Source organism: Cellulomonas sp. NTE-D12, assembly GCF_027923705.1.
Lineage (GTDB): Bacteria > Actinomycetota > Actinomycetes > Actinomycetales > Cellulomonadaceae > Cellulomonas.
In genome coordinates, this window is sequence record NZ_AP026442.1 from 1,503,349 (window position 1) to 1,523,510 (window position 20,162).

19 protein-coding genes, 3 tRNA genes and 1 riboswitch are annotated in these 20,162 nt (G+C 73.6%); of the genes, 7 read left to right on the top strand and 15 right to left on the bottom strand.

Annotated features, from left to right (window positions below):
* Positions 1–28 precede the first annotated feature (28 nt).
* The 5 genes from galK to QMF98_RS06960 all read right to left on the bottom strand — a co-directional run bounded on the left by galK (position 29) and on the right by QMF98_RS06960 (position 3,206).
* Complete coding sequence (galK, locus tag QMF98_RS06940; protein WP_337975275.1) at positions 29–1,222, bottom strand: galactokinase; 1,194 nt, start codon at positions 1,220–1,222, stop codon at positions 29–31.
* 21 nt (positions 1,223–1,243) lie between these two features.
* The gene (galE, locus tag QMF98_RS06945) at positions 1,244–2,215 is read right to left on the bottom strand and encodes a UDP-glucose 4-epimerase GalE (RefSeq protein ID WP_337975276.1); all 972 of its coding nucleotides are present in this window, start codon (positions 2,213–2,215) and stop codon (positions 1,244–1,246) included.
* A 199-nt stretch (positions 2,216–2,414) separates the two neighbouring features.
* Positions 2,415–2,487, bottom strand: a tRNA-Asn gene (locus tag QMF98_RS06950).
* A 66-nt stretch (positions 2,488–2,553) separates the two neighbouring features.
* On the bottom strand, positions 2,554–3,060 hold the full coding sequence (locus tag QMF98_RS06955) for a hypothetical protein (protein ID WP_337975277.1): 507 nt from the start codon (positions 3,058–3,060) through the stop codon (positions 2,554–2,556).
* Positions 3,061–3,132: 72 nt separating this feature from the next.
* A tRNA-Ile gene (locus QMF98_RS06960) sits at positions 3,133–3,206 on the bottom strand.
* 109 nt (positions 3,207–3,315) lie between these two features.
* Positions 3,316–3,391: riboswitch (cyclic di-GMP riboswitch) on the top strand.
* 18 nt (positions 3,392–3,409) lie between these two features.
* On the opposite strand from QMF98_RS06960, the gene QMF98_RS06965 reads away from it, so the two are divergent.
* Positions 3,410–3,622 (top strand): BldC family transcriptional regulator, encoded by a 213-nt coding sequence (locus QMF98_RS06965; protein ID WP_263730281.1) that lies wholly within the window; start codon positions 3,410–3,412, stop codon positions 3,620–3,622.
* Positions 3,623–3,713: 91 nt separating this feature from the next.
* On the opposite strand, the gene QMF98_RS06970 is transcribed toward QMF98_RS06965, so the two are convergent.
* The 3 genes from QMF98_RS06970 to QMF98_RS06980 are packed head-to-tail and all read right to left on the bottom strand — an operon-like array spanning position 3,714 to position 7,205.
* A complete protein-coding gene (locus tag QMF98_RS06970; RefSeq protein ID WP_337975278.1) occupies positions 3,714–4,250 on the bottom strand; it encodes a TetR/AcrR family transcriptional regulator in 537 nt (178 codons plus the stop codon).
* A 13-nt stretch (positions 4,251–4,263) separates the two neighbouring features.
* Positions 4,264–6,396 carry a YhgE/Pip family protein gene (locus QMF98_RS06975; protein ID WP_337975279.1) on the bottom strand — a complete coding sequence of 711 codons (2,133 nt, stop codon included), beginning with the start codon at positions 6,394–6,396 and terminating at the stop codon, positions 4,264–4,266.
* Positions 6,397–6,443: 47 nt separating this feature from the next.
* On the bottom strand, positions 6,444–7,205 hold the full coding sequence (locus QMF98_RS06980) for an AAA family ATPase (RefSeq protein WP_337975280.1): 762 nt from the start codon (positions 7,203–7,205) through the stop codon (positions 6,444–6,446).
* A gap of 153 nt (positions 7,206–7,358) precedes the next feature.
* Here QMF98_RS06980 and def point away from each other — a divergent pair, with 153 nt between their 5' ends.
* Both def and QMF98_RS06990 read left to right on the top strand, forming a co-directional pair.
* Positions 7,359–7,847: a peptide deformylase gene (gene def, locus QMF98_RS06985; protein WP_291762362.1), complete on the top strand. Its 489-nt coding sequence runs from the start codon at positions 7,359–7,361 to the stop codon at positions 7,845–7,847.
* A 151-nt stretch (positions 7,848–7,998) separates the two neighbouring features.
* Positions 7,999–8,499 carry a DUF3145 domain-containing protein gene (locus QMF98_RS06990; RefSeq protein WP_263730287.1) on the top strand — a complete coding sequence of 167 codons (501 nt, stop codon included), beginning with the start codon at positions 7,999–8,001 and terminating at the stop codon, positions 8,497–8,499.
* Between the two features lie 102 nt (positions 8,500–8,601).
* On the opposite strand, the gene QMF98_RS06995 is transcribed toward QMF98_RS06990, so the two are convergent.
* The 5 genes from QMF98_RS06995 to QMF98_RS07015 form a co-directional block, all read right to left on the bottom strand.
* A complete protein-coding gene (locus QMF98_RS06995; RefSeq protein WP_263730288.1) occupies positions 8,602–9,846 on the bottom strand; it encodes a beta-ketoacyl-[acyl-carrier-protein] synthase family protein in 1,245 nt (414 codons plus the stop codon).
* A gap of 94 nt (positions 9,847–9,940) precedes the next feature.
* Positions 9,941–10,189, bottom strand: coding sequence for an acyl carrier protein (locus tag QMF98_RS07000; protein WP_263730289.1), 249 nt, complete (start codon positions 10,187–10,189; stop codon positions 9,941–9,943).
* Between the two features lie 61 nt (positions 10,190–10,250).
* A complete protein-coding gene (locus QMF98_RS07005; RefSeq protein ID WP_263730290.1) occupies positions 10,251–11,258 on the bottom strand; it encodes a beta-ketoacyl-ACP synthase III in 1,008 nt (335 codons plus the stop codon).
* Positions 11,255–12,229, bottom strand: coding sequence for an ACP S-malonyltransferase (locus QMF98_RS07010; protein WP_337975281.1), 975 nt, complete (start codon positions 12,227–12,229; stop codon positions 11,255–11,257). The genes QMF98_RS07005 and QMF98_RS07010 overlap by 4 nt, the downstream gene beginning before the upstream one ends.
* 89 nt (positions 12,230–12,318) lie before the next feature.
* Positions 12,319–13,590 (bottom strand): PucR family transcriptional regulator, encoded by a 1,272-nt coding sequence (locus QMF98_RS07015; RefSeq protein WP_490715653.1) that lies wholly within the window; start codon positions 13,588–13,590, stop codon positions 12,319–12,321.
* A 148-nt stretch (positions 13,591–13,738) separates the two neighbouring features.
* Here QMF98_RS07015 and QMF98_RS07020 point away from each other — a divergent pair, with 148 nt between their 5' ends.
* Positions 13,739–14,425, top strand: a complete 687-nt coding sequence (locus QMF98_RS07020; RefSeq protein WP_337975283.1) for a hypothetical protein — start codon at positions 13,739–13,741, stop codon at positions 14,423–14,425.
* Positions 14,426–14,552: 127 nt separating this feature from the next.
* Here the strand turns inward: QMF98_RS07020 and aceE are convergent, their stop codons facing one another.
* Positions 14,553–17,300, bottom strand: coding sequence for a pyruvate dehydrogenase (acetyl-transferring), homodimeric type (gene aceE, locus QMF98_RS07025; protein WP_337975284.1), 2,748 nt, complete (start codon positions 17,298–17,300; stop codon positions 14,553–14,555).
* A 278-nt stretch (positions 17,301–17,578) separates the two neighbouring features.
* Here aceE and QMF98_RS07030 point away from each other — a divergent pair, with 278 nt between their 5' ends.
* On the top strand, positions 17,579–17,998 hold the full coding sequence (locus QMF98_RS07030; RefSeq protein WP_263730295.1) for a DUF3052 domain-containing protein: 420 nt from the start codon (positions 17,579–17,581) through the stop codon (positions 17,996–17,998).
* Positions 17,999–18,042: 44 nt separating this feature from the next.
* Here the strand turns inward: QMF98_RS07030 and QMF98_RS07035 are convergent.
* Positions 18,043–18,116, bottom strand: a tRNA-Val gene (locus QMF98_RS07035).
* A 50-nt stretch (positions 18,117–18,166) separates the two neighbouring features.
* Between QMF98_RS07035 and QMF98_RS07040 the strand changes: the two genes are divergently transcribed.
* Together QMF98_RS07040 and QMF98_RS07045 are read left to right on the top strand one after the other, a co-directional pair.
* Positions 18,167–19,387, top strand: coding sequence for a Nif3-like dinuclear metal center hexameric protein (locus QMF98_RS07040; protein ID WP_337975285.1), 1,221 nt, complete (start codon positions 18,167–18,169; stop codon positions 19,385–19,387).
* Complete coding sequence (locus tag QMF98_RS07045; RefSeq protein ID WP_337975286.1) at positions 19,384–20,106, top strand: zinc ribbon domain-containing protein; 723 nt, start codon at positions 19,384–19,386, stop codon at positions 20,104–20,106. The genes QMF98_RS07040 and QMF98_RS07045 overlap by 4 nt, the downstream gene beginning before the upstream one ends.
* The last annotated feature ends 56 nt before the right edge of the window (positions 20,107–20,162 follow it).

The following is a 20,162-nucleotide window of genomic DNA, read 5'->3' on the forward strand; positions in this document are numbered from 1 at the left end:
GGCTGCTGGGCACCCTCCGCCGTGCTGCTCAGACGACCCGCGCCCCCGGTGCGGCGGTGTCGGCCACCAGGAAGCCCGGCTCACCCCATCCCCGTGCGGCGTAGGCCGCCGAGACGGCATCGGCCACCGTGGCCACGTCGACGCTCCGGACCAGGGCGATCGCCGACCCGCCGAAGCCCCCGCCGGTCATCCGCGCACCCAGGGCCCCGGCCGCCCGAGCGGTCTCCACCGCCACGTCGAGCTCCTCGCACGAGACCTCGTAGTCGTCGCGCAGCGAGGCGTGCGACGCGTCCAGCAGCGGACCGGTGCCGGCCAGGGCCCCGGCGCGCAGCAGCGCGACGAACTCGCGGACGCGGGCGATCTCCGTGACGACGTGCCGCGTGCGGGCCCGCTCGACGGGGTCGGTCAGGGCGAGCAGTGCCGCGTCGAGGTCGGTGACCTCTCGCAGCGAGCCGAGCCCCAGCTTCTCCGCGGCGGACTGGCACTGCTGCCGACGCAGCCCGTACTGCCCGTCGTTCAGGCTGTGCGGCGCCCGGGTGTCGATCACGAGGATCGCCAGGCCGTCGGCCGCGGGAGCGAACGGGATGTGGTCCACCGAGAGGTCCAGGCAGTCCAGCAGCAGGGCGTGGTCGGCGCGGGACCGCAGGCTGGCCGCCTGGTCCATGCCGCCCGTCGGTGCGCCGGCGATCTCGTTCTCCGCGCGGACGCACGCGGCCGTCAGGTCGGCACGCGCGCCATCGTCCAGCGGGCCGACGCCGGCCAGCTCGCGAACCGCCAGCACGACTGCACCCTCGATGGCGGCCGACGACGACAGCCCGGCACCGAACGGAACGCAGGACGTGACGGCTGCGTCGAAGCCGCGCACCGGTACGCCCTCGTCGCGCAGCACCCACGCCGGACCACCCGCATAGGCGGCCCACCCGGTCGCCCGGCCCGGCCCGAGGTCGTCGAGGGACCCCTCGAAGACGGCGTCCGGTGCCTGCGCCGAGACCAGCCGCACCCGGTCGTCGTCCCGCGCACGGACCGCCGCGAACGTGCGGTGGGGCAGGGCGAGCGGCAGGCAGAGCCCGGCGTTGTAGTCGACGTGCTCACCGATCAGGTTGATGCGTCCCGGCGAGGCCCACACACCGTCCGGCGGGGTGGCGAACGCCTGCGTGAAGAGCTCGGTGGCGCGTGCGGCGCCCGTGGGGTCGTCCCAGGAGGGCTGGATGGCGCTCGGCATCGGTGGCGGCGTCCTCTCGTGTCAGTCGGTGGTGGGGTGGGTCTGACGTGCGTGCCACGCGCTCGCCACCATGTCGGTGAGCGTGCGGTGCGGGTCCCAGCCGAGGTCGCGCGTGGCGAGCGCCCCGGAGGCGACGATGCGTGCCGGGTCACCCGCACGGCGCGGGCCGACGACGGGCTCGAACGGCGTCCCGGTGACCTGCGCGATGGCTGTCATGATCTGCCGCACCGAGACGCCGTCGCCGGCGCCGAGGTTGTAGACGGGCTGCAGCGGGGTTCCGGCGGCCAGCGCCTGCGCGGCTGCGACGTGGGTCTCGGCGAGGTCCTGCACGTGCACGTAGTCGCGCACGCACGTGCCGTCGGGCGTGGGGTAGTCGTCGCCGTTGAGGACGGGCGTGCGGCCGGCCAGGAGCGCGTCGAACACCAGGGGGAACAGGTTGTGCGGCGAGGTGTCCACGAGGTCGTCGTGGCCCGAGCCGACCACGTTGAAGTACCGCAGCGACGTGTGCGTCAGGCCGGTCGCGGTCGCCTGGTCGGCCAGCAGCCACTCGCCGATCAGCTTGCTCTGGCCGTAGGGCGACTCGGGCCGCGTCGGGGTGGTCTCGGTGACGACGTCGATGTCGGGCGTGCCGTAGACCGCCGCCGACGACGAGAAGACGATCGCCGTCACGTCGGCCGCCGCCATCGCCTCGAGCAGGTGCGCCGTGCCGGTGACGTTCTGCTCGTACGTGTGCAGGGGGCGCTGCACCGACACGCCCGCGTACTTGAACCCCGCGAGGTGCACCACTCCCTGGACGCGGTGCTCCCGGAGCGTGCGCGTCACCAGGTCGGTGTCCAGCACGGAGCCGACCACCAGGGGAGTCCCGTCGCTGACGAAGCGGCGGTGCCCGGAGGAGAGGTCGTCCAGCACCACGGCCTCGACACCGGCCGACTGGAACGCCCGAACCACGTGCGAGCCGATGTACCCGGCACCGCCGGTGACCAACCACGTCATGTGCGTTGCGCTCCGTCCCGAGGTCGACGCTGTCGTCGAGGCAGCCGCGCCCCGCCGGCACCGGGCCGGGACGGTGGGCACGCCCCGTCAGCCGTGCGTGGCAACGTTAACACGCCCCCGGTTCCGGCCGGATGAGACCTGTCCGGGACAGCGAAGAACCCCCACCAGGCAGCTGCCCGATGGGGGTTCGTGAGCGTTGCTCCCCCGACTGGACTCGAACCAGTAACCCTCCGATTAACAGTCGGATGCTCTGCCAATTGAGCTACGGGGGATCGCGGGCAGAACTGTATCAGCCGGCCGGCGGCGCTCCGACACGACGGCGGCCGTCCCGGTGCCGGTCAGCGGAGCCCGGCGGCCTCGCGCACCCGCGCCTCGGCCTCGTCCAGCAGACGTCGCACCTGCGGGTCCGACAGGTCGACGCGCGGGCCGCCCAGCACCTGCGTGAACAGCTCGCCGTCCTCCCCGCGCCGCAACGCCACCTGCACCTGCCCGCCGCCGGGGACCGTCACGGTCGTCGCGTTCACCACCGACTGCTGGACGCGCTCGCGGAAAGTGCGGGCGAACGCCTTCCCGTCGGCGTCCTCCGGCAGCTCGATGGCCGCCGTCGCCCCTGTCACCCAGTGCACCGTCAGCGTGTGGCTGGCGGTGTCGAGCGTGCCCCGCTCGATCGCCGACCACGGGACGTGCGCCACCTCGCCGACGACGGGCACGAGGTGCAGCGCCCGACGGCTCGCCACCGCCCACCGGTCGTCGGTCATCCGCACGGCGACCAGCAGAGCGTCCCCGTGCGTCAGGGCGAGCCGCTGGCGGACGTCGGCTGGCGGACGGTGGGAGAGGCGGGGCATCGATACCTCCGTGCGTGCAGGCTGCGGGGACGCGGAGCGGCGTCGCGGGCCGGGCCGTGGGTGGGTTGCGGGTGGGGCAGGTGGGGCTTGAACCCACGACCGACGGATTATGAGTCCGCTGCTCTGACCGGCTGAGCTACTGCCCCTGGTGCGAGGGCAGGCTACCGCTGCGCACATTTCACCCGGTATCGGCGGTGCGTGGAGAGGGCGGTTGTTGCGCAGATGTCCTGTTTTCGGGCATAGTCCCCTGCTGTCAGCGAAAAACGGCAAACCCACCGCAAGGCGGGGACGCAAAGCCACGGGACCCACGCAGGTCAGCCGAGCTACCGAACGACAAGGAGTGCCACAGATGGCAACCACCCACACCACGCTCCCGCAGGGCGCACTCCTCACCCCTGGTGAGGTCGCGGTCATGTTCCGGGTCGACCCGAAGACCGTCACCCGGTGGGCGCAGGCGGGCAAGCTCTCCGCGGTCCGCACGCTCGGCGGGCACCGCCGGTTCCACGAGGACGAGGTCCGTCAGCTCCTCGAGGGTGTCCCGCAGCAGCGCGTGGCGGACTGAGGTTCCCGGTCGCGTCGACCGAGATCCCGCACAGCAGTCGAACGCCGGTGGTGACCGCGAAGGTCACCACCGGCGTTCGTGCGTCAGCGGCTCAGCGGATGGTGGCCAGGACGGCGTCCCGGACGTCCTCCAGCGAACGGTCCGGCTGGAAGACGAGCCACTCGAGCCCCGTGATCACCGTGGCGCCGAACAGCGCGGCCGCGGTGAGCGTCGTGTCCCGCTCGGGCCACGCCTGCGCCACGACGGTGCGGAACGCGCCGATCGAGTCCTCGCGAATGTTGCGGATGGACTCCTGCCACTGACGTCCGGTCCGGAACACCTCGGCGACCGCCAGCTTGGCGAAGTCGGGGTGGTCGCGGATGTGCACCAGCAGCTGCGTCACCATCGCCTCGACGGCCGCCCGACCGGTCAGGCCGTCGCTCGCCGCCTGGAGCGCGGCCGTCAGCCGGGCGACGCCCTCGGCGATGATCGTCTCGAACAGAGCCGACTTGCTGCCGAAGTTGTAGAACACGCTGCCCTTGGCCACGCCCGCGGCCGCCGCGATGTCGTCGATCGACGTCGCGGCGATGCCGCGGTCCGCCACGAGCGCGAGTGCTGCCGAGACGATGTGCTCCCTCGTGGCCGCCATGTGCGGAAGCCTGTCAGATCGACAGCACGGGGTGCAGGCGTGACAGCGTCCACGTGCGCATCCGGCCGGCGCGCCACGCCGTGATCGCGAGCGACCCGACCAGCACCCCGACCAGGACGAGTACCGCGACCAGCAGCCGCCCGTCGGCGCCACCCGTGATCACCTCACGCAGCCCGCCGACCGCGTAGCTCATGGGCAGCCACGGGTGCACCGCCTGGAAGAAGGCGGGAGTGGTCTGGACCGGGTAGGTGCCACCGGAGGAGGCGAGCTGCAGCATCAGCAGCGCCAGCACCGCCACCTTGCCTCCGGCGGGACCGAGCACGGCCACCAGCATCTGCTGCAGGGCGAGGAACGCCGCGACGACGAGCAGGGTGAACGCCACGGTGCCGACCGCGGATGCCGGCTGCAGCCCCACCCCCCAGTGGATGACGGCGAGCATCACCGCGACCTGCGCGACGCCGATCACCATCGCCGGCAGGAACCCGGCGAACGTCGCGCGCCAGCCCGACGCCGGTGTGGCCAGCGCTCGCGAGGGCAGCGGCCGCAGCAGCAGCCAGGTGATCAGGGAGCCGACGAACAGCGCCAGCGGGATGAAGAACGGCGCGAACCCCTCGCCGAAGCCGGCGGCGGCGTGCACGTCGGTGCTCGCCAGGCGGACCGGGGTGCTGAGCGTCGCGGCACGCGCCGTCTGCGTCCCCGGGTCGTCCGCCGGGATGGACGAAGCGCCGCTGTGCAGCGCGTCCGCCAGCGTGGCGGAGCCGGCTCCGAGCTGGTCCGAGCCTGCGGCGACGCGCGAGGCGCCGGACGCCAGGGTGCTCGTACCGCCGGCGAGCGTGGTCGCGCCCGTTGCGAGCGTCGCGGTGCCGGCGGCGAGCTGGTCGGCGCCTGCCGCGAGGTCGTGCGCCCCGGCGGCGGCCGACACCGCTCCGCCGGACACCTGCGCCGTCCCGCCGGCCAGGGCAGCGGCACCGGAGCTGAGCTGCGAGGCAGACGTGCTCAGCGTGCCCAGTCCGGAGCTCAGCTGAGCCGCACCGCCGGCGACCTTGGTCGCACCCGCCTGCAGCTGGGACAGCTGCTCCGTGGTCTGCGTGAGCTGGGAGGCCGAGGGCAACGCGGCGGCGTCCTTCTGCATCCCGCTCAGGAGCGCGGCCGCGGTCGGGTCCACCGGTGCCCGGGCGGCGAGGTACGTCATGACGGAGGTCAGGCCCCCCGACAGGTCTCCGAGCTGCGTCGCCAGCGCGGACACCTGTCCCACGGCGCTCGTGACACCGGCGGACACCTGCGCCGCGCCGGTGGCGAGCGCGGTCGCCGACGTCGCCGCCGTCGTGCTGCCGTCGGCGAGCCGGGCGGCACCGTCGGCGAGCGTGCGTGCTCCCGAGGCGGTGGCCTGCGCGCCGGTGGCGAGCGTCGAGGTGCCGTCGGCCAGGGCGTGCGCCCCCTTGTCGAGCGTGGCCGACCCGCTCGCTGCTGCCGCGCTGCCGGAGGCCAGGCTCGCGGCGCCCCCGGCCGCGGCATCCGCACCGGAGGCCACCTGGTGCGCGCCCGACGACAGCGTCCCGGCCGCCGCCTGCAGCGTCAGCGCACCGTCCGACGCCCGGGCGAAGCCGTCGCGCGCCGACCCGAGCCCGACCAGCACCTGGTCGGCCGCCTGTTGACCGATCGTCGCGCGGACGGCGTCGGACACCTGCGCCATCGCGCTCCGGCCGAGCGTGGTGGCGAGGAACGAGTTGGTGTCGTCGTACGTCACCTGCAGCTGGGCGGGGTGAGGCTCGCTCCCGCCCGCGGACACGACGGAGGCGGAGAAGTCGGCCGGGACGGTGAGCGCGAAGTAGTAGCGCCCGTCCCGGACACCGCTCGCCGCGTCCTCGGCGTCCGTGCGGACCCACTTGAGCGCCTTGGAGTCGACCAGCGCCGTGGTGACCTCGTCGCCCGCGTGCACCGGTGCGCCGTCGCGCACGGCGCCGGTGTCGGAGTTGACCAGGGCGACGGGCAGCCGGTCGAGGTGCCCGGTCGGGTCCCAGAACGCCCACAGGTAGAGGGCGCCGTACAGCAGCGGCACCAGCACCATCGCGGCGATCGCGAGCTTGGGCAGCAGCCCGTGGCGGAACCGGCGCAGCTCGGTGCCGGTGGAGGTGAGGGAGGTCATCGCAGTCCTCAGGAGGGTGGTCGGGGGTGTGGCGCAGCAGAAGGGGGTCAGGCGGCGGCGGGCACGGCGTGCGGGCCCGAGGAGAGCGCCACCCGCGTCGGTGGCGACATCCACTGCATCCGCGCGAGCTCGTCGAGCGAGGCGACGGCGGCGACGACGGTGGTGCCGGACGTCGTCAGCGCCTCGAGGCAGCTCCACACCGTCTGGCGCCGGGTGCTGTCGTGGACCTGGTCGACGTCGTCGACCAGCAGGAGGTCGGGTGCCTGCGCCATCGCCAGCGTGACGCGCAGCAGCATGGCGTCGACCTCGTCGAGGTCCCAGACCAGGGTCTGGACCTGGGGGAGCGGCCGCGGTCCGAACACCGGTGCCGCCAGCTGGCCGAAGGCGGCCTGGTCGACCCGCGGCGAGCGCGCCCACCACGGCCGCAGCCACGCCAGCCGTTCGCGCACGGTCGCACCGACGCTCACTGAACCGTCGAGGTCGTCGATACCGGCGAAGCCCGCAACGGCGGCCCGTCGTTGCACCGCCCGCCGCCGACGGGGGAGCGGCTCGCCCAGGACCTCCAGCTGCGACCCGGCGTCGGGCACCATGCGGCCCGCCAGCGTGAGCAGCAGGCTGGACCTCCCGCCGCCCTGTGGCCCTTGCACCACGACGAGGCCGCCGCTCGGCAGCTCGAGGTCCAGGGGTCCGTAGACGGCGCCCCTGCTGCCGTGCAGCGCGAGTCCCGTGGCCCGTACGGCAGGCGGTACCTCCCTGGGCGCGGACGCGACGGTGGTGGTGTCGGGCAGATGGCGTGCGTCGGTGTTCACGGGGCCTCTCTCACACTGACCAGTCAGTACAAAGACACCGTACCCCCGCAAGGGCCAGGACTCGCGCCTCGCGTCGTCTGGTGCGTCACATCCGGGCGGCGACGCAGTCCGGCGGCTCACCGGCGCCCGGTCGCTTCATGGGAGGATCGAGCCATGGCCCTGCGTGAGATCCGGATCGTCGGCGACCCCGTGCTGCGCACCCCGTGCGACCCCGTGACGACCATCGACGCCCGTGTCCGCGGGCTGGTGGAGGACCTGCTGGAGACCGTCGACCAGGAGGGACGTGCCGGCCTGGCTGCCAACCAGATCGGCGTCAGCCTGCGCGCCTTCTCGTGGAACATCGACGACGAGATCGGCTACGTGCTGAACCCCGTGATCGTCGAGCTGTCGGAGGACGAGTACCAGGACGGCGACGAGGGCTGCCTCTCGGTGCCCGGCCTCTGGTACCCCACGCGGCGTGCCTGGTACGCGCGGGTGGTCGGTACCGACCTCGACGGCCACGAGGTGGTGGTCGAGGGCACCGAGCTGATGGCCCGCTGCCTGCAGCACGAGGTGGACCACCTCGACGGGATGCTGTACCTCGACCGCCTCGAGCGGTCCGTGCGCAAGAAGGCGATGCGCGCGATCCGCGAGCAGCTGTAGCCGCTCGGAGCGGGGCGCGCCGCGCTCGCGCTGGCGCAGCCGGCGTGTCGTCAGGCATGCTGGCCCCGTACGCCGCGAGCGCCACGAAGTCTCCTGGGTGCTGAGCGAGGTCGTTGGGGAAGGCGAACCTCGATCCGCCCAGGAGGATGACATGGCCGGTGCTCTGACCCGCGGTGTTCTTTTCGTGCACTCAGCACCCCGCGCGCTGTGCCCCCACGTCGAGTGGGCGGCCGGCAACACGCTCGGGGTGCGCGTCAGCATGGACTGGACCGTGCAGCCGGCGGGGCCGGGCTTCTACCGGGCGGAGCTGTCCTGGCAGGGCCCGCAGGGCACGGGCGCACGGCTCGCGTCTGCGCTGCGCGGCTGGGCGCACCTGCGGTACGAGGTGACCGAGGAGGCGAGCCACGGCGCCGACGGCGCGCGGTGGAGCCACACGCCCGAGCTCGGCATCTTCCACGCCGCGACGGACGTGCACGGCAACATCGTCGTGCCGGAGGACCGCATCCGTGCCGCGCTGGAGCACGCCGGCGACGCCGCCCGGCTCCGTGCCGAGCTCGACCTGGCGCTCGGGCAGGCGTGGGACGACGAGCTCGAGCCGTTCCGGTACGCGGGTGCCGGGGCGCCTGTCCGCTGGCTGCACCGCGTCGGCTGACGCGAGCGGGCGAGGCGTCTCCCGACGCGAGGACGACGACGGGCGCCGGACGACCTGGGTCGTCGGGCGCCCGTCGTGCGTCGCAGTCAGGCGGGGCCGCGGTCAGGCGGAGGTGACCACCAGGGCCACGTTGTGCCCGCCGAAGCCGAACGAGTTGTTCACCGCGGCGATCTGACCGTCCGGCAGCGGCCGCGGCTCGGACCGGACCAGGTCCAGCACCAGCTCGGGGTCGGGCTTGTCGACGTTGATCGTCGGCGGCGCCTGGCGGTCGTGCAGCGCCAGCACGGTGAAGATCGTCTCCAGCGCTCCCGCGCCGCCCAGCAGGTGCCCCGTCATCGACTTGGTGGCCGACAGGGCCACGTGGTCCGCCTCGTCGCCGAGGAGGCCCCGGATGGACCGCGCCTCGATCAGGTCGCCGACCACGGTCGAGGTGGCGTGCGCGTTGACGTGCACCACGTCCCGCGCCGCCACGCCGGAGTCCTTCAGCGCGGCGCTCATCGCGCGGATCTGGCCGTCGCCGCTCGGCTCGGGCGACGTGATGTGGTAGCCGTCCGAGGACAGCCCGACACCGGCGATCCGGGCGTAGACCCGGGCGCCGCGGGCGGCGGCGTGCTCGGCGCTCTCCAGCACCACGATGCCGGCGCCCTCGCCGAGCACGAACCCGTCGCGGTCGACGTCGTACGGCCGCGACGCGGCCTGCGGGTCGTCGTTGCGGAGCGAGAGGGTGCGAGACGCCGCGAACGCCGCGACGGGCATGGGGTGGATCGAGGCCTCGGTACCGCCGGCGACCACGACGTCGGCCCGGCCGCTGCGGATCATCTCCACGGCGTAGCCGATCGCCTCTGCGCCGCTCGCGCACGCGGACACCAGGGCGTGCGCCCCGGCCCGTGCGCCGAGCTCGAGCGAGACGAAGGCCGTCGGGGAGTTCGGCATGAGCATCGGGACCGTCATCGGGAGGACACGACGGGCGCCCTTCTCGCGCAGCGTGTCCCACGCGTCCAGCGTGGTCCAGATGCCACCGATGCCCGAGGACACCACGACACCGAGACGTTCGCGGTCGACCTCGGGGGAGCCTGCGTCTGCCCACGCCTCACGCGTCGCGATCATCGCGTACTGGGCCGACGGGTCGAGCTTCTTCAGCTCCGGCACCGGTAGGACGTCCCGCGGCGACACCTTGATGGTGGCCGCGAAGGTGACGGGGAGCCCGTACCGCTCCACCCAGTCGTTGTCGAAGGGGCGTGCCCCCGACTCACCGGCGAGCGCCGCGTTCCACGTGCTGGTGAGGTCACCGCCGAGGGGCGTGGTGGCCCCCATCCCGGTGACGACGACGTCGGGTACGGGTGTCATCGGATGCTCCTGGTCGTGAGGGGGACGGGGGTGTCACCGGCCGGTGCGGGCACCGAGGGCGCCGGCACCGGCCGGTGACAGCGGCCGGAGCCGATCAGGCCTGTGCGCCGGCGATGAACGACACGGCGTCGCCGACGGTGGCGAGGTTCTTGACCTCGTCGTCGGGGATGGTGACCGAGAACTTCTCCTCGGCCAGCGTGACGATCGTCATCATCGAGAGCGAGTCGATGTCGAGGTCGTCGGTGAAGGACTTCTCGGGCAGGACGGAGTCGGTCGGCAGGCCGGTCTCCTCGCTGACGATCTCGGCCAGGCCGGCCAGGATCTCCTGCTCGGTGTACGCCATGGGGGTTCTCCTCGTGTCGGTGGTGCGGGTCGGACGAAACCTACAGCGGGTCGCGACGGCGTCAGGGCAGCACGACGACCTGGGCGGCGTACACCAGCCCCGCGCCGAAGCCGATCTGCAGGCACAGGTCGCCGGACTTCGCCTTGCCCTCGCGGCGCAGACGCTCCGTCGCCAGGGGGATCGAGGCGGCCGACGTGTTGCCGGTGTCGGCGATGTCACGTCCGACCACGACGGTCTCGGGCAGCTTCAGCTGCTTGATCAGCAGGTCGATGATCCGCATGTTCGCCTGGTGCGGCACGAAGACGTCGATCTGGTCGGCCGTCACGCCGGCGGCGTCCAGCGCCTTCTGCGCGATCGGGGCCATCTGCCAGACGGCCCACTTGAACACCGACTGACCCTCCTGCCGCAGCGTCGGCCAGCCGAGCGAGGAGTCCTCGCGCCACTGCAGCCACGAGTGCGTCTGCCGGATCAGCTGGGACTGCCCGCCGTCGGACCCCCAGACCGTCGGGCCGATGCCCGGGAAGTCCGACGGACCGACGACGACGGCACCGGCGCCGTCGCCCAGCAGGAACGAGATCGACCGGTCGGTCGGGTCGACGAACTCGCTCATCTTCTCGGCGCCGATCACCAGCACGTTGCGCGCGGCTCCGGCCCGGACCAGGGCGTCGGCCTGGCCGATGCCGTAGCAGTAGCCCGCGCACGCCGCCGAGATGTCGTAGGCGGCAGCCGGCGTCGCACCGATCCGGTCGGCGACGATCGCGGCGCCGGCCGGCGTCTGGTGGAAGTAGGTGACGGTCGACAGGATCACCGCGTCGATGTCCGCACCGGTCAGCCCGGCGTCGGCGATCGCGGCGCGGGCCGCCTCCTCGGCGAGGTCCAGCACCGAGACGTCGGCGCCGGCCCGGCGCCGGGTGACGATGCCGGTGCGCTGCTGGATCCACTCGTCGGACGAGTCGATCGGGCCGACCAGCTCGTCGTTCGGGACGACGCGCTCGCCGCGTGCGCCTCCGAGACCGAGGATCCGGCTGTGCGCGGCACCGCTGGACTGCGTCAGGGTGGGACGGGTCACTGCTGCTCCTTCGCGGTGGGCGCGGTGTGCCGCAGCACGAGGTCCCGCGCGGCGTCCAGGTCGGCCGGCGACTTCAGCGCGACGGTCTCGACCCCGGGCAGCGTACGCCGGGCCAGTCCGGTCAGGACGCCGCCGGGGGCGACCTCGAGCAGCCCGGTCACGCCCTGCTCGGCCATCGTCTGCTGGCACAGGTCCCACCGGACCGGACGCGCGACCTGCGCGACGACGCGGGCGAGGGCCTCGGCGCCGGACGAGACGAGCTCGCCGTCGGCGTTGCTGAGCAGCGGGGTGGTCGGGTCCGCGGGCACCACCTGGTCGGCTGCCGCCTGCAGGTCAGCCACCGCGGGGGCCATCACGTCCGTGTGGAACGCTCCGGCGACCTGCAGGGCGATGATCCGCGCCTTGGCCGGCGGCTCTGCGGCCAGCGCCGCGAGGCGGTCCAGCGGGCCGGCGGCGACCACCTGCCCGCCACCGTTGACGTTGGCGGCCACGAGCCCGTGCCGGGCGATCGCGGTCAGCACCTCCTGCGGGTCGCCGCCGAGCACGGCGCTCATCCCGGTGGTCGGTCCGGCAGCGGCCGCCCGTGCCATCGCGGCGCCCCGCACGGCGACCAGGCGCAGCGCCTCGTCGTCGGACACCACGCCCGAGATCGCCAGCGCCGCAAGCTCTCCCACCGAGTGCCCCCCGACGCCGCCCAGTCGTCCGGCGACCACCTCGGTCCACCCGGCGGTGGGCTCGGAGGCGCCGAGGACCGCTCGCAACGACGCGAGTGCCGAGGCGACCAGCAGGGGCTGGGCGACGGCCGTGTCGCGGATGGTGTCGGCGTCCGACGTGGTGCCGTGGCGGACCAGGTCGACGCCCGTCACCTCCGCGGCGCGGTGGAGCGCGGGGGCCACACCGGGCACCTCGAGCCAGGGGGTGAGCATGCCGGGGGACTGGGCACCCTGGCCGGGGCAGACGACGACGAGCACCCGACCACTGTGCCGGGTGACGTCAACCCGTCCCGGTCACGGCGGGCACCAACCTCGTCGGACGCCCTTGTGAGAGTCCTACAAGCCGATCAGCTCGCGGGCGCCACGCCGTCGAGGCGCCCGAGCGCGACCGACGTCTGGAGCACGTACGAGTCGCGTGCATCCAGCGGGTCCCAGCCCGTGATCTCCGCGACGCGACGCAGGCGGTACCGGACCGTGTTCGGGTGCACGTAGAGCGACCGCGCCGCGGCCTCGAGCGAACGTCCGGTGCCGAGGTACGCGGTCAGGGTGTCGAGCAGGGCGCCCTGGCCCGCGGCGAGCGGCGCGTAGGCCCGCGCGACCAGCTGGCGGCGGGCGGTGGTGTCCCCGACCAGGACACGTTCCGGGAGCAGCTCGTCCGCCTGGACCGGTCGTGGGGCGTTCGCCCAGGCCGCGGCCGCCTGGAGACCGGCCAGCGCTGCCCGGGCCGAGCGTGCGCAGTCGGCGAGGTCCTGGGCCGGCGGCCCCACCACGACGGGCCCCGGACCGAACCGCGGCAGCAGGCTGGTCACCACGGCACCGAGGTCCCCGTCGCCGGAGAGGAACACGACGAGGCGGTCGCCCTGGATGCCGACGAGGACGTCGGCCTCGCGACGCGTCGCGCGGCGCAGGTCGGTGGCGCGAACCTCCTCCAGCGAGGACGTCGTCGTGCCGACCACCACGAGCATCGCGCCGTGGCCGCGCCAGCCGAGCGCGGCGACCCTGGACCGGAGCGAGTCGTCGACGTCGCCGCGGACCAGCGAGTCGACGACCAGCGCCTCGAGGCGGGCGTCCCACGCGCCCCGCACCTCCGCCGCCCGGGCGTAGACGTCCGCCGCCGAGAAGGCGACCTCGCGGGAGTAGCGCAGCACCGCCTCGCGCAGCTCCCGCTCCTCGCCCGGGGCGGCGAGGCGGTCGCTGTGCGCCTCGACGACGTCCACGCCGATGCGCACCAGCTGCAGCGTGTGCTGCAACGAGATCGACCGGGTGAGCTCGGGCGGTGCGCCGGAGAAGATCTCCCCGGCTCCGGCGGGTGCGCGGGTCGGGTCCGAGAACCACTGCACGAAGGCGGTGATGCCCGCCTGGGCGACCAGCCCCACCCACGACCGGTCCTCGGCGGGCAGTGCCCGGTACCACTCGAGGTCGGCGTCGAGGCGGCGCATCGTCGCCGCGGCGAGGTCGCCCGCGGCCTCCCGCACGCGGCGCTGCGTCTCCGGGCTGGTGGAGGGGGACGGGGCCACCCGTGGTCCGCGGGGCGGGCGGTGCGTGCCGTCGGGGCCCCGTCCCGCTGTCGTCGACGTACGACCGTCAGCGGGTCCGCCACGGGGGCTCGCAGGGTTCATGCCCGGAGCATACGGGCGCACTTGTGGGGAGTCGACAAACTGCCCGGAACGCGTCGTCGGGCGGCGGAGGTCACGGCGGGCACCAGGCGGCCCTGCACGGGCTCCGGGTGGCCGGGTGCGGCGAGACGCCCTCGGCTATGGTCGCTGCATGGCACTCCTGCCTCGTCTCCGTCAGCTGATCCGACGCCCGTCGTCGGCATCACGCGTCGGAGCGCGTCGTCCGACGTCGAGCCAGCGTCGCGGCGACACCCTCCACGAGGACGCGCTGCGGTCCATGCTGGCGGACGACCCGAACAACGAGCGGGCGTTCCAGGCGCTCGCCGAGATCGTCCGGCGCCGGGCGGCGGAGTCGGTCGCCGACCAGGACCCGCTGACGGCGCCGGCCGACGAGCAGGAGCGGCGGCACGCCGCCGACCTCGCCGTCTGGGCGCTCGCCGAGGAGTTCGCCGGCAACCCGCGCGGGTGGTACCCGCTCATCGAGCTGGCCCGGCTGTCGGTGCACGACGACCACGACGGGACCATGCGGCGCGTGGTGACGGCCGCCGAGCGCGACCCTTCCGGACGCGCCCTGGCCCAAGGCCTGGCGCTGCTGCGCGAGGCCGGTCAGCCGGTCGAGGCGCTCGGGCTCGGCGTGGGTCACTGGCGGCCCCGCGAGCACGATCCGGAGGTGGCGCGCGAGCTGGTGCTCGCGTCCATCGAGGCCGGGCGGCCGCTGGACGCCAAGCAGCACCTCGACGCGTTGTCGCTCTACCCCGACCAGGCAGCCGTGCAGCCGATGCGGGCGGAGCTGACCCAGGCGGTCGCCGAAGCGGAGCAGGCCCTCCCGGGCACCTGACCCCCGTGCCACGGCGCCCTGGCGCCCGTGCGGCTTCAGGGAGGCGCGGACCGTGGTGCGCTGCCGCCGACAGCACCGCGGCCCGCCCGGATGCACCGGACGGGCCGCGTCGTAGGACCGGTACGGATCAGCTGTCGCCGCCCGTGGCGCCCGAGGTGCCGGCCGTGACGTCGTAGAGCCGGTACCGCTCGATGGCCTGGCCCGGCAGGGACGGGTCCACCGCACCCTCGGCGACCAGCTGCTGCAGCACCCGCACGGCGACCGACGGACCGTCGATCTTGAAGTGGCGGCGTGCGGCGGCGCGCGTGTCCGAGAACCCGAACCCGTCGGCACCGAGGGTGGCGTACCGGCCGGGGATCCACGCGCGCACCTGGTCGGGGACCAGGTGGTCGAAGTCCGACGTCGCGACGAACGGGCCCTCCGCACCGGCGAGCTTGGCGGTCAGGTACGGCACGCGTGCCGGCTCGCCGGGGTGCAGGAAGGCGTGCTCGTCGGCGGCGAGGCCGTCGCGGCGCAGCTCGTTCCAGCTGGTCACCGACCAGACCGCGGCGCGCACGCCCCAGTCCTCGGCGAGCAGCTGCTGCGCCTCGAGCGCCCACGGGACGCCCACGCCGGACGCGAGGATCTGGGCGCGGGGTCCGTCGCCCTCGGCCGGGCTGACCAGGTAGATGCCGCGCAGGATGCCCTCGACGTCCACGTTCTCCGGCTCCGCGGGCTGCGGCATCGGCTCGTTGTAGACGGTCAGGTAGTAGACGACGTTCGGGTCGCGCCCGTCGGTCCCGTCGCCGTACATGCGCTCGATGCCGTCCCGCACGATGTGCCGGATCTCGTACCCGTACGCCGGGTCGTAGTGGACGACGTGCGGCATGGTCGCGGCCAGCACCGGCGAGTGGCCGTCGGCGTGCTGCAGACCCTCACCGGTCAGGGTGGTCCGGCCCGCGGTGGCGCCGACCAGGAACCCGCGGGCCATCTGGTCGCCGGCGGCCCAGAACTGGTCGCCGGTCCGCTGGAACCCGAACATCGAGTAGTAGAAGTAGAACGGGATCAGCGGCTCGCCGTGCGTGGCGTAGCTGGTGCCCGTGGCCTGGAACGCCGAGGCGGAACCGGCCTCGTTGATGCCGGTGTGCATGATCTGGCCGGACGGCGACTCCTTGTAGGAGAGCATCAGCTCACGGTCGACCGCCATGTAGTGCTGCCCGAGCGTGTTGAAGATCTTGGCGCTCGGGAAGAGGGCGTCGAGGCCGAACGTGCGGGCCTCGTCCGGGACGATCGGCACCAGGCGGGAGCCGATGGCCTTGTCCTTGACCAGGTCCTTGAACAGCTGGACCAGGGCCATCGTCGTGGCCACCTGCTGCGTGCCCGAGCCCTTGGCCAGCCGCTCGTACACCTTGGGCTCCGGCAGGACCAGCGGCTTGTACGTCGCGCGGCGCTCCGGGACGAAGCCGCCCAGCTGACGACGCCGCTCCAGCATGTACTGGATGGCCTCGTCGTCCGGACCCGGGTTGTAGTACGGCGGGAGGTACGGGTTCTCCTCGAGCTGCGCGTCCGTGATGGGCAGGTGCAACGTGTCGCGGAGGGTCTTCAGCTCGTCGACCTTGAGCTTCTTCATCTGGTGCGTCGCGTTGCGGCCGGCGAACCCGGAGCCGAGCCCGTAGCCCTTGATGGTGTGGGCGAGGATGACCGTCGGCTGACCGGTGTGCTCGCGGGCGGCCTTGTAGGCCGCGTACACCTTGCGGTAGTCGTGGCCGCCACGCTTGAGCGCCCAGATGTCGTCGTCCGTCATGTTCTCGACGAGCTTCTTGGTCCGCGGGTCGCGGCCGAAGAAGTGCTCGCGGATGAACGCGCCGTCCTCCGCCCGGTACGTCTGGAAGTCGCCGTCCGGGGTGACGTTCATCAGGTTGACCAGGGCGCGGTCCTTGTCCGCGTTGAGCAGGACGTCCCACTCGCGGCCCCAGATCACCTTGATGACGTTCCAGCCGGCGCCACGGAACTGCGCCTCGAGCTCCTGGATGATCTTGCCGTTGCCGCGCACCGGACCGTCCAGCCGCTGCAGGTTGCAGTTGACGACGAACGTCAGGTTGTCCAGGCCCTGCGACGAGGCGAGCTGCAGCATGCCGCGCGACTCCGGCTCGTCCATCTCGCCGTCGCCGAGGAACGCCCACACGTCCTGCTGGCTGGTGTCCTTGATGCCGCGCTCGTGCAGGTAGCGGTTGGTCCACGCCTGGTAGATCGCCGACGACGGGCCGAGGCCCATGGACACGGTCGGGAACTCCCACAGGTCGGGCAGCAGGCGGGGGTGCGGGTAGGACGGCAGACCGCCGCCCGGGTGGGACAGCTCCTGGCGGAACCCGTCGAGCTGCTCGGCGCTCAGACGGCCCTCGAGGAAGGCGCGGGCGTACACGCCGGGGGAGGCGTGGCCCTGGAAGTAGACCTGGTCACCGCCGCCCGGGTGGTCCTTGCCGCGGAAGAAGTGGTTGAGGCCGACCTCGTAGAGCGTCGCGACGGACGCGTACGACGAGATGTGCCCGCCGACGGCGACGCCGGGCCGCTGCGCGCGGGTCACCATCACGGCCGCGTTCCAGCGGATCAGGCGCCGGTACTGGCGCTCCATCACCTCGTCACCGGGGAAGTACGGCTCGTTGTGCACCGCGATCGTGTTCACGTACGGCGTGTTGAGAGAGGCCGGGATCGCGACGTTCCGCTGCCGGGCGTGCCGCAGCATGCTCATCAGCACGTAGCGAGCGCGGGGACCGCCCTCCGAGTCGATCAGCCCGTCCAGCGACTCGAGCCACTCCCCGGTCTCCTCGGGGTCGATGTCCGGAACCTGGCTGAGAAGTCCGCCGATGAGGGGACCCGTCTCGTCGATCGACGCCACCTTCGCTCCTTGCGCTCTCGTGCACGCCGGGACGTTGGTCGCCCCGGTGCGCATCCGGTCCCTCCGCGGGTGGCGGCTGTGGCCGCGGCGCATCGGGCAGTGCCCCACATTCTCCGCCGTCCGTGGGCCGAAAGTCACACGAGGACCCGTGCCGCAGCGTGACGTCGGCGACACCGGGCGGCGCGCGGCGCCTGAGAGCTCTTGTCGGGGCCAACCGGAGGTGCGTGGGCTAGCGTGTGCGGTCATCAGCAGGTCGGCCCGAAGGGAGCAGTCAGGTCGTGTCATCCACCGCGGACGACGCAGCCGCGCAGGCGGCGCATCTGGGTTTCATCTCCGGGCAGGTGATCCAGGAGTTCGGTTACGACGACGACGTCGACGAGGACCTGCGCCGGGGGCTCGAGGCCCTGACGGGTTCGGAGCTGGTCGACGAGGACTACGACGACGTCACCGACGGCGCCCTGATCTGGTTCCGGGAGGACGACGGCGACCTGACCGACGCCCTGGTGGACGCCATGACGGTGCTGGACGGCGCCGGACCGATCTGGGTGCTGACGCCCAAGGCCGGCCGTGCCGGCCACGTGTCGCACAGCGACATCGAGGAGGCCGCCACGACGTCGGGCCTGCACGCGATGTCGACCTTCTCGATCGCCCCGGACTGGTCCGCCACGCGGCTGGCGACCCGCGGCCGGGGTCGCTGACCGTTCCGCACGGACGCGGAGCGGCGACCAGGGAGCGACGAGGGTGGGCCCGGCCGGTCTCGAACCGACGACCTCCGCGGTGTAAGCGCGGCGCTCTGACCAACTGAGCTACAGGCCCCGAGGACGCCACAGCCTAGCGGTGCCCGGCTGGGCGATAGGTTGGCGGCGATGAGCGCCTCGAGCCCACCACCCCCCGGTACGCCGACGCTGGCGCAGGTGGTCCGTGCGCTCGACGGGCGGTATCCGCCCGCGACGGCACAGTCGTGGGACTCCGTGGGCCTCGTCGTCGGGGACCCGGAACAGGCCGTGCGGCGGGTGCTGTTCGCCGTCGACCCCGTCGCCGCCGTCGTGGACGAGGCGCTGGAGTGGGGCGCCGATCTGGTCGTCACCCACCACCCCCTCTTCCTGCGCCCCGTGCACTCCGTCGCCGTGACGACCTTCAAGGGGTCGGTCGTGCACCGGCTGCTGCGCGGCGGCGCCGCGCTGTACAACGCCCACACGAACGCCGACGCGGCCGCCGACGGCGTCGCCGACGCCCTGGCGGCGGCGGTCGGCCTCGTGGACACCCGGCCTCTGGTCGCGGACCCGGGACCCGCGCTCGACAAGCACGTGGTGTTCGTGCCCGTGGGCGGCGCGGAGCAGCTGGTCGACGCGATGGCGGCCGCGGGTGCGGGAGCGTTGGGCGAGTACAGCCGGTGCGCGTGGTCGAGCACGGGCGAGGGCACGTTCGTGCCGTCCGGGGACGCGCACCCGGCTGTCGGGGCACCGGGGGAGCGGGCGCACGTCGTGGAGGCGCGGGTCGAGATGGTCGCGACCCGCGACCGGCGCGCGGCCGTGGTCGCCGCGATGCGCTCCGCGCACCCGTACGAGGAGCCGGCGTTCGACGTGCTGGAGCTCGCGGCGCTGCCGGGCGGCACAGGTCTCGGTCGGGTCGGGCGACTGCCCACCCCGACGACCCTCGACGCCTTCGCACGTGCGGTCGCGGCGGCCCTGCCGGCCACACCCCAGGGTGTGCGGTACGCCGGTGCGTCCGACCTTCGCGTCGAGAGTGTGGCGGTGCTCGGCGGCTCGGGCGACAGCGAGCTCGATGCCGTCCGCGCGGCCGGGGTGGACGTGTACGTGACGTCCGACCTGCGCCACCACCCCGCCTCCGAGCAGCGCGAGCGTGCGCTGTTCGAGTCGCCGACGGGCGTCCCCGCGCTGGTCGACACCGCGCACTTCGCCTCGGAGTGGCCGTGGTTGCGCCGCGCCGCAGCGGCGCTCGAACGAGACCTCGGCGCGGTGGGCGCTACCGTGAGCACCCGCGTCAGCACCCTGCGCACCGATCCGTGGACCGCCCGTGTGGACGGTCCGGCGCCGCTGGCCGGCGCATCCGAAGGAGACTCGTGACCACAGCCCCCGCCGCCGACCAGCACCGCCTCCTCGAGGTGCAGGAGCTCGACACGCGTCTGGACCAGAACGCGCACCGCCGCCGGACCCTGCCGGTGCTCGAGCGGATCAGCGAGCTGGCGGCACAGCTCGCGGACCTGGACACGGCGCTGGTCACGTCACGCACGGCGGCGGGAGACCTGCGCCGGGAGCTGTCGAAGGCGGAGACCGACGTCGAGCAGGTGCGCAGCCGGGCCGTGCGGGACCAGGCGCGCCTGCAGGCGGGCGCCGGCGCCAAGGACGCGCAGGCGCTGACCAGCGAGATCGAGAGCCTGGCCCGGCGGCAGGCCGACCTGGAGGAGGTCGAGCTCGCGGTGATGGAGCGCCTGGAGGCGCACACGGCCGCGCTGGCCGAGCTCGAGAAGGCGCACGCGGCGCTGGTCGAGCAGCAGTCCGCGTCGGCGGCCGAGCGGGAGCAGGCAGAGCGCGAGCTGGACGACGAGGCAGGCCGGCTGCGGGCGGAGCGCCAGAACGCGGCGACCGGCCTGGATGCCGGCCTGCTCGCGTTGTACGAGCGGCTCCGCGGGCAGCTCGGAGGTCGCGGGGCGGCGGCGCTGCGCGGCCGGCAGTGCGACGGGTGCCGGATGGAGCTCAACCCGCTCGACCTGGAGCGGATCCGGTCGGCGGCGGAGGACCAGGTGGTCCGGTGCGAGGAGTGCGGGCGGATCCTCGTCCGCTGACGGATGCAGACGCACCGCCCGGGGCGCGGGGTGGCGTCGCCGCCCGACCGACGTCA

What these genes read in the sequence shown, in the direction of transcription:
- QMF98_RS06975 (WP_337975279.1), bottom strand. Translation starts at nt 6,396, where the DNA reads ATGACCTCCCTCACCTCCACCGGCACCGAGCTGCGCCGGTTCCGCCAC.
- QMF98_RS07000 (WP_263730289.1), bottom strand. Translation starts at nt 10,189, where the DNA reads ATGGCGTACACCGAGCAGGAGATCCTGGCCGGCCTGGCCGAGATCGTC.
- galE (WP_337975276.1), bottom strand. Translation starts at nt 2,215, where the DNA reads ATGACGTGGTTGGTCACCGGCGGTGCCGGGTACATCGGCTCGCACGTG.
- QMF98_RS06965 (WP_263730281.1), top strand. Translation starts at nt 3,410, where the DNA reads ATGGCAACCACCCACACCACGCTCCCGCAGGGCGCACTCCTCACCCCT.
- QMF98_RS06995 (WP_263730288.1), bottom strand. Translation starts at nt 9,846, where the DNA reads ATGACACCCGTACCCGACGTCGTCGTCACCGGGATGGGGGCCACCACG.
- QMF98_RS06990 (WP_263730287.1), top strand. Translation starts at nt 7,999, where the DNA reads ATGGCCGGTGCTCTGACCCGCGGTGTTCTTTTCGTGCACTCAGCACCC.
- QMF98_RS07015 (WP_490715653.1), bottom strand. Translation starts at nt 13,590, where the DNA reads ATGAACCCTGCGAGCCCCCGTGGCGGACCCGCTGACGGTCGTACGTCG.
- QMF98_RS07020 (WP_337975283.1), top strand. Translation starts at nt 13,739, where the DNA reads ATGGCACTCCTGCCTCGTCTCCGTCAGCTGATCCGACGCCCGTCGTCG.
- galK (WP_337975275.1), bottom strand. Translation starts at nt 1,222, where the DNA reads ATGCCGAGCGCCATCCAGCCCTCCTGGGACGACCCCACGGGCGCCGCA.
- def (WP_291762362.1), top strand. Translation starts at nt 7,359, where the DNA reads ATGGCCCTGCGTGAGATCCGGATCGTCGGCGACCCCGTGCTGCGCACC.
- QMF98_RS07040 (WP_337975285.1), top strand. Translation starts at nt 18,167, where the DNA reads ATGAGCGCCTCGAGCCCACCACCCCCCGGTACGCCGACGCTGGCGCAG.
- QMF98_RS06955 (WP_337975277.1), bottom strand. Translation starts at nt 3,060, where the DNA reads ATGCCCCGCCTCTCCCACCGTCCGCCAGCCGACGTCCGCCAGCGGCTC.
- QMF98_RS06970 (WP_337975278.1), bottom strand. Translation starts at nt 4,250, where the DNA reads ATGGCGGCCACGAGGGAGCACATCGTCTCGGCAGCACTCGCGCTCGTG.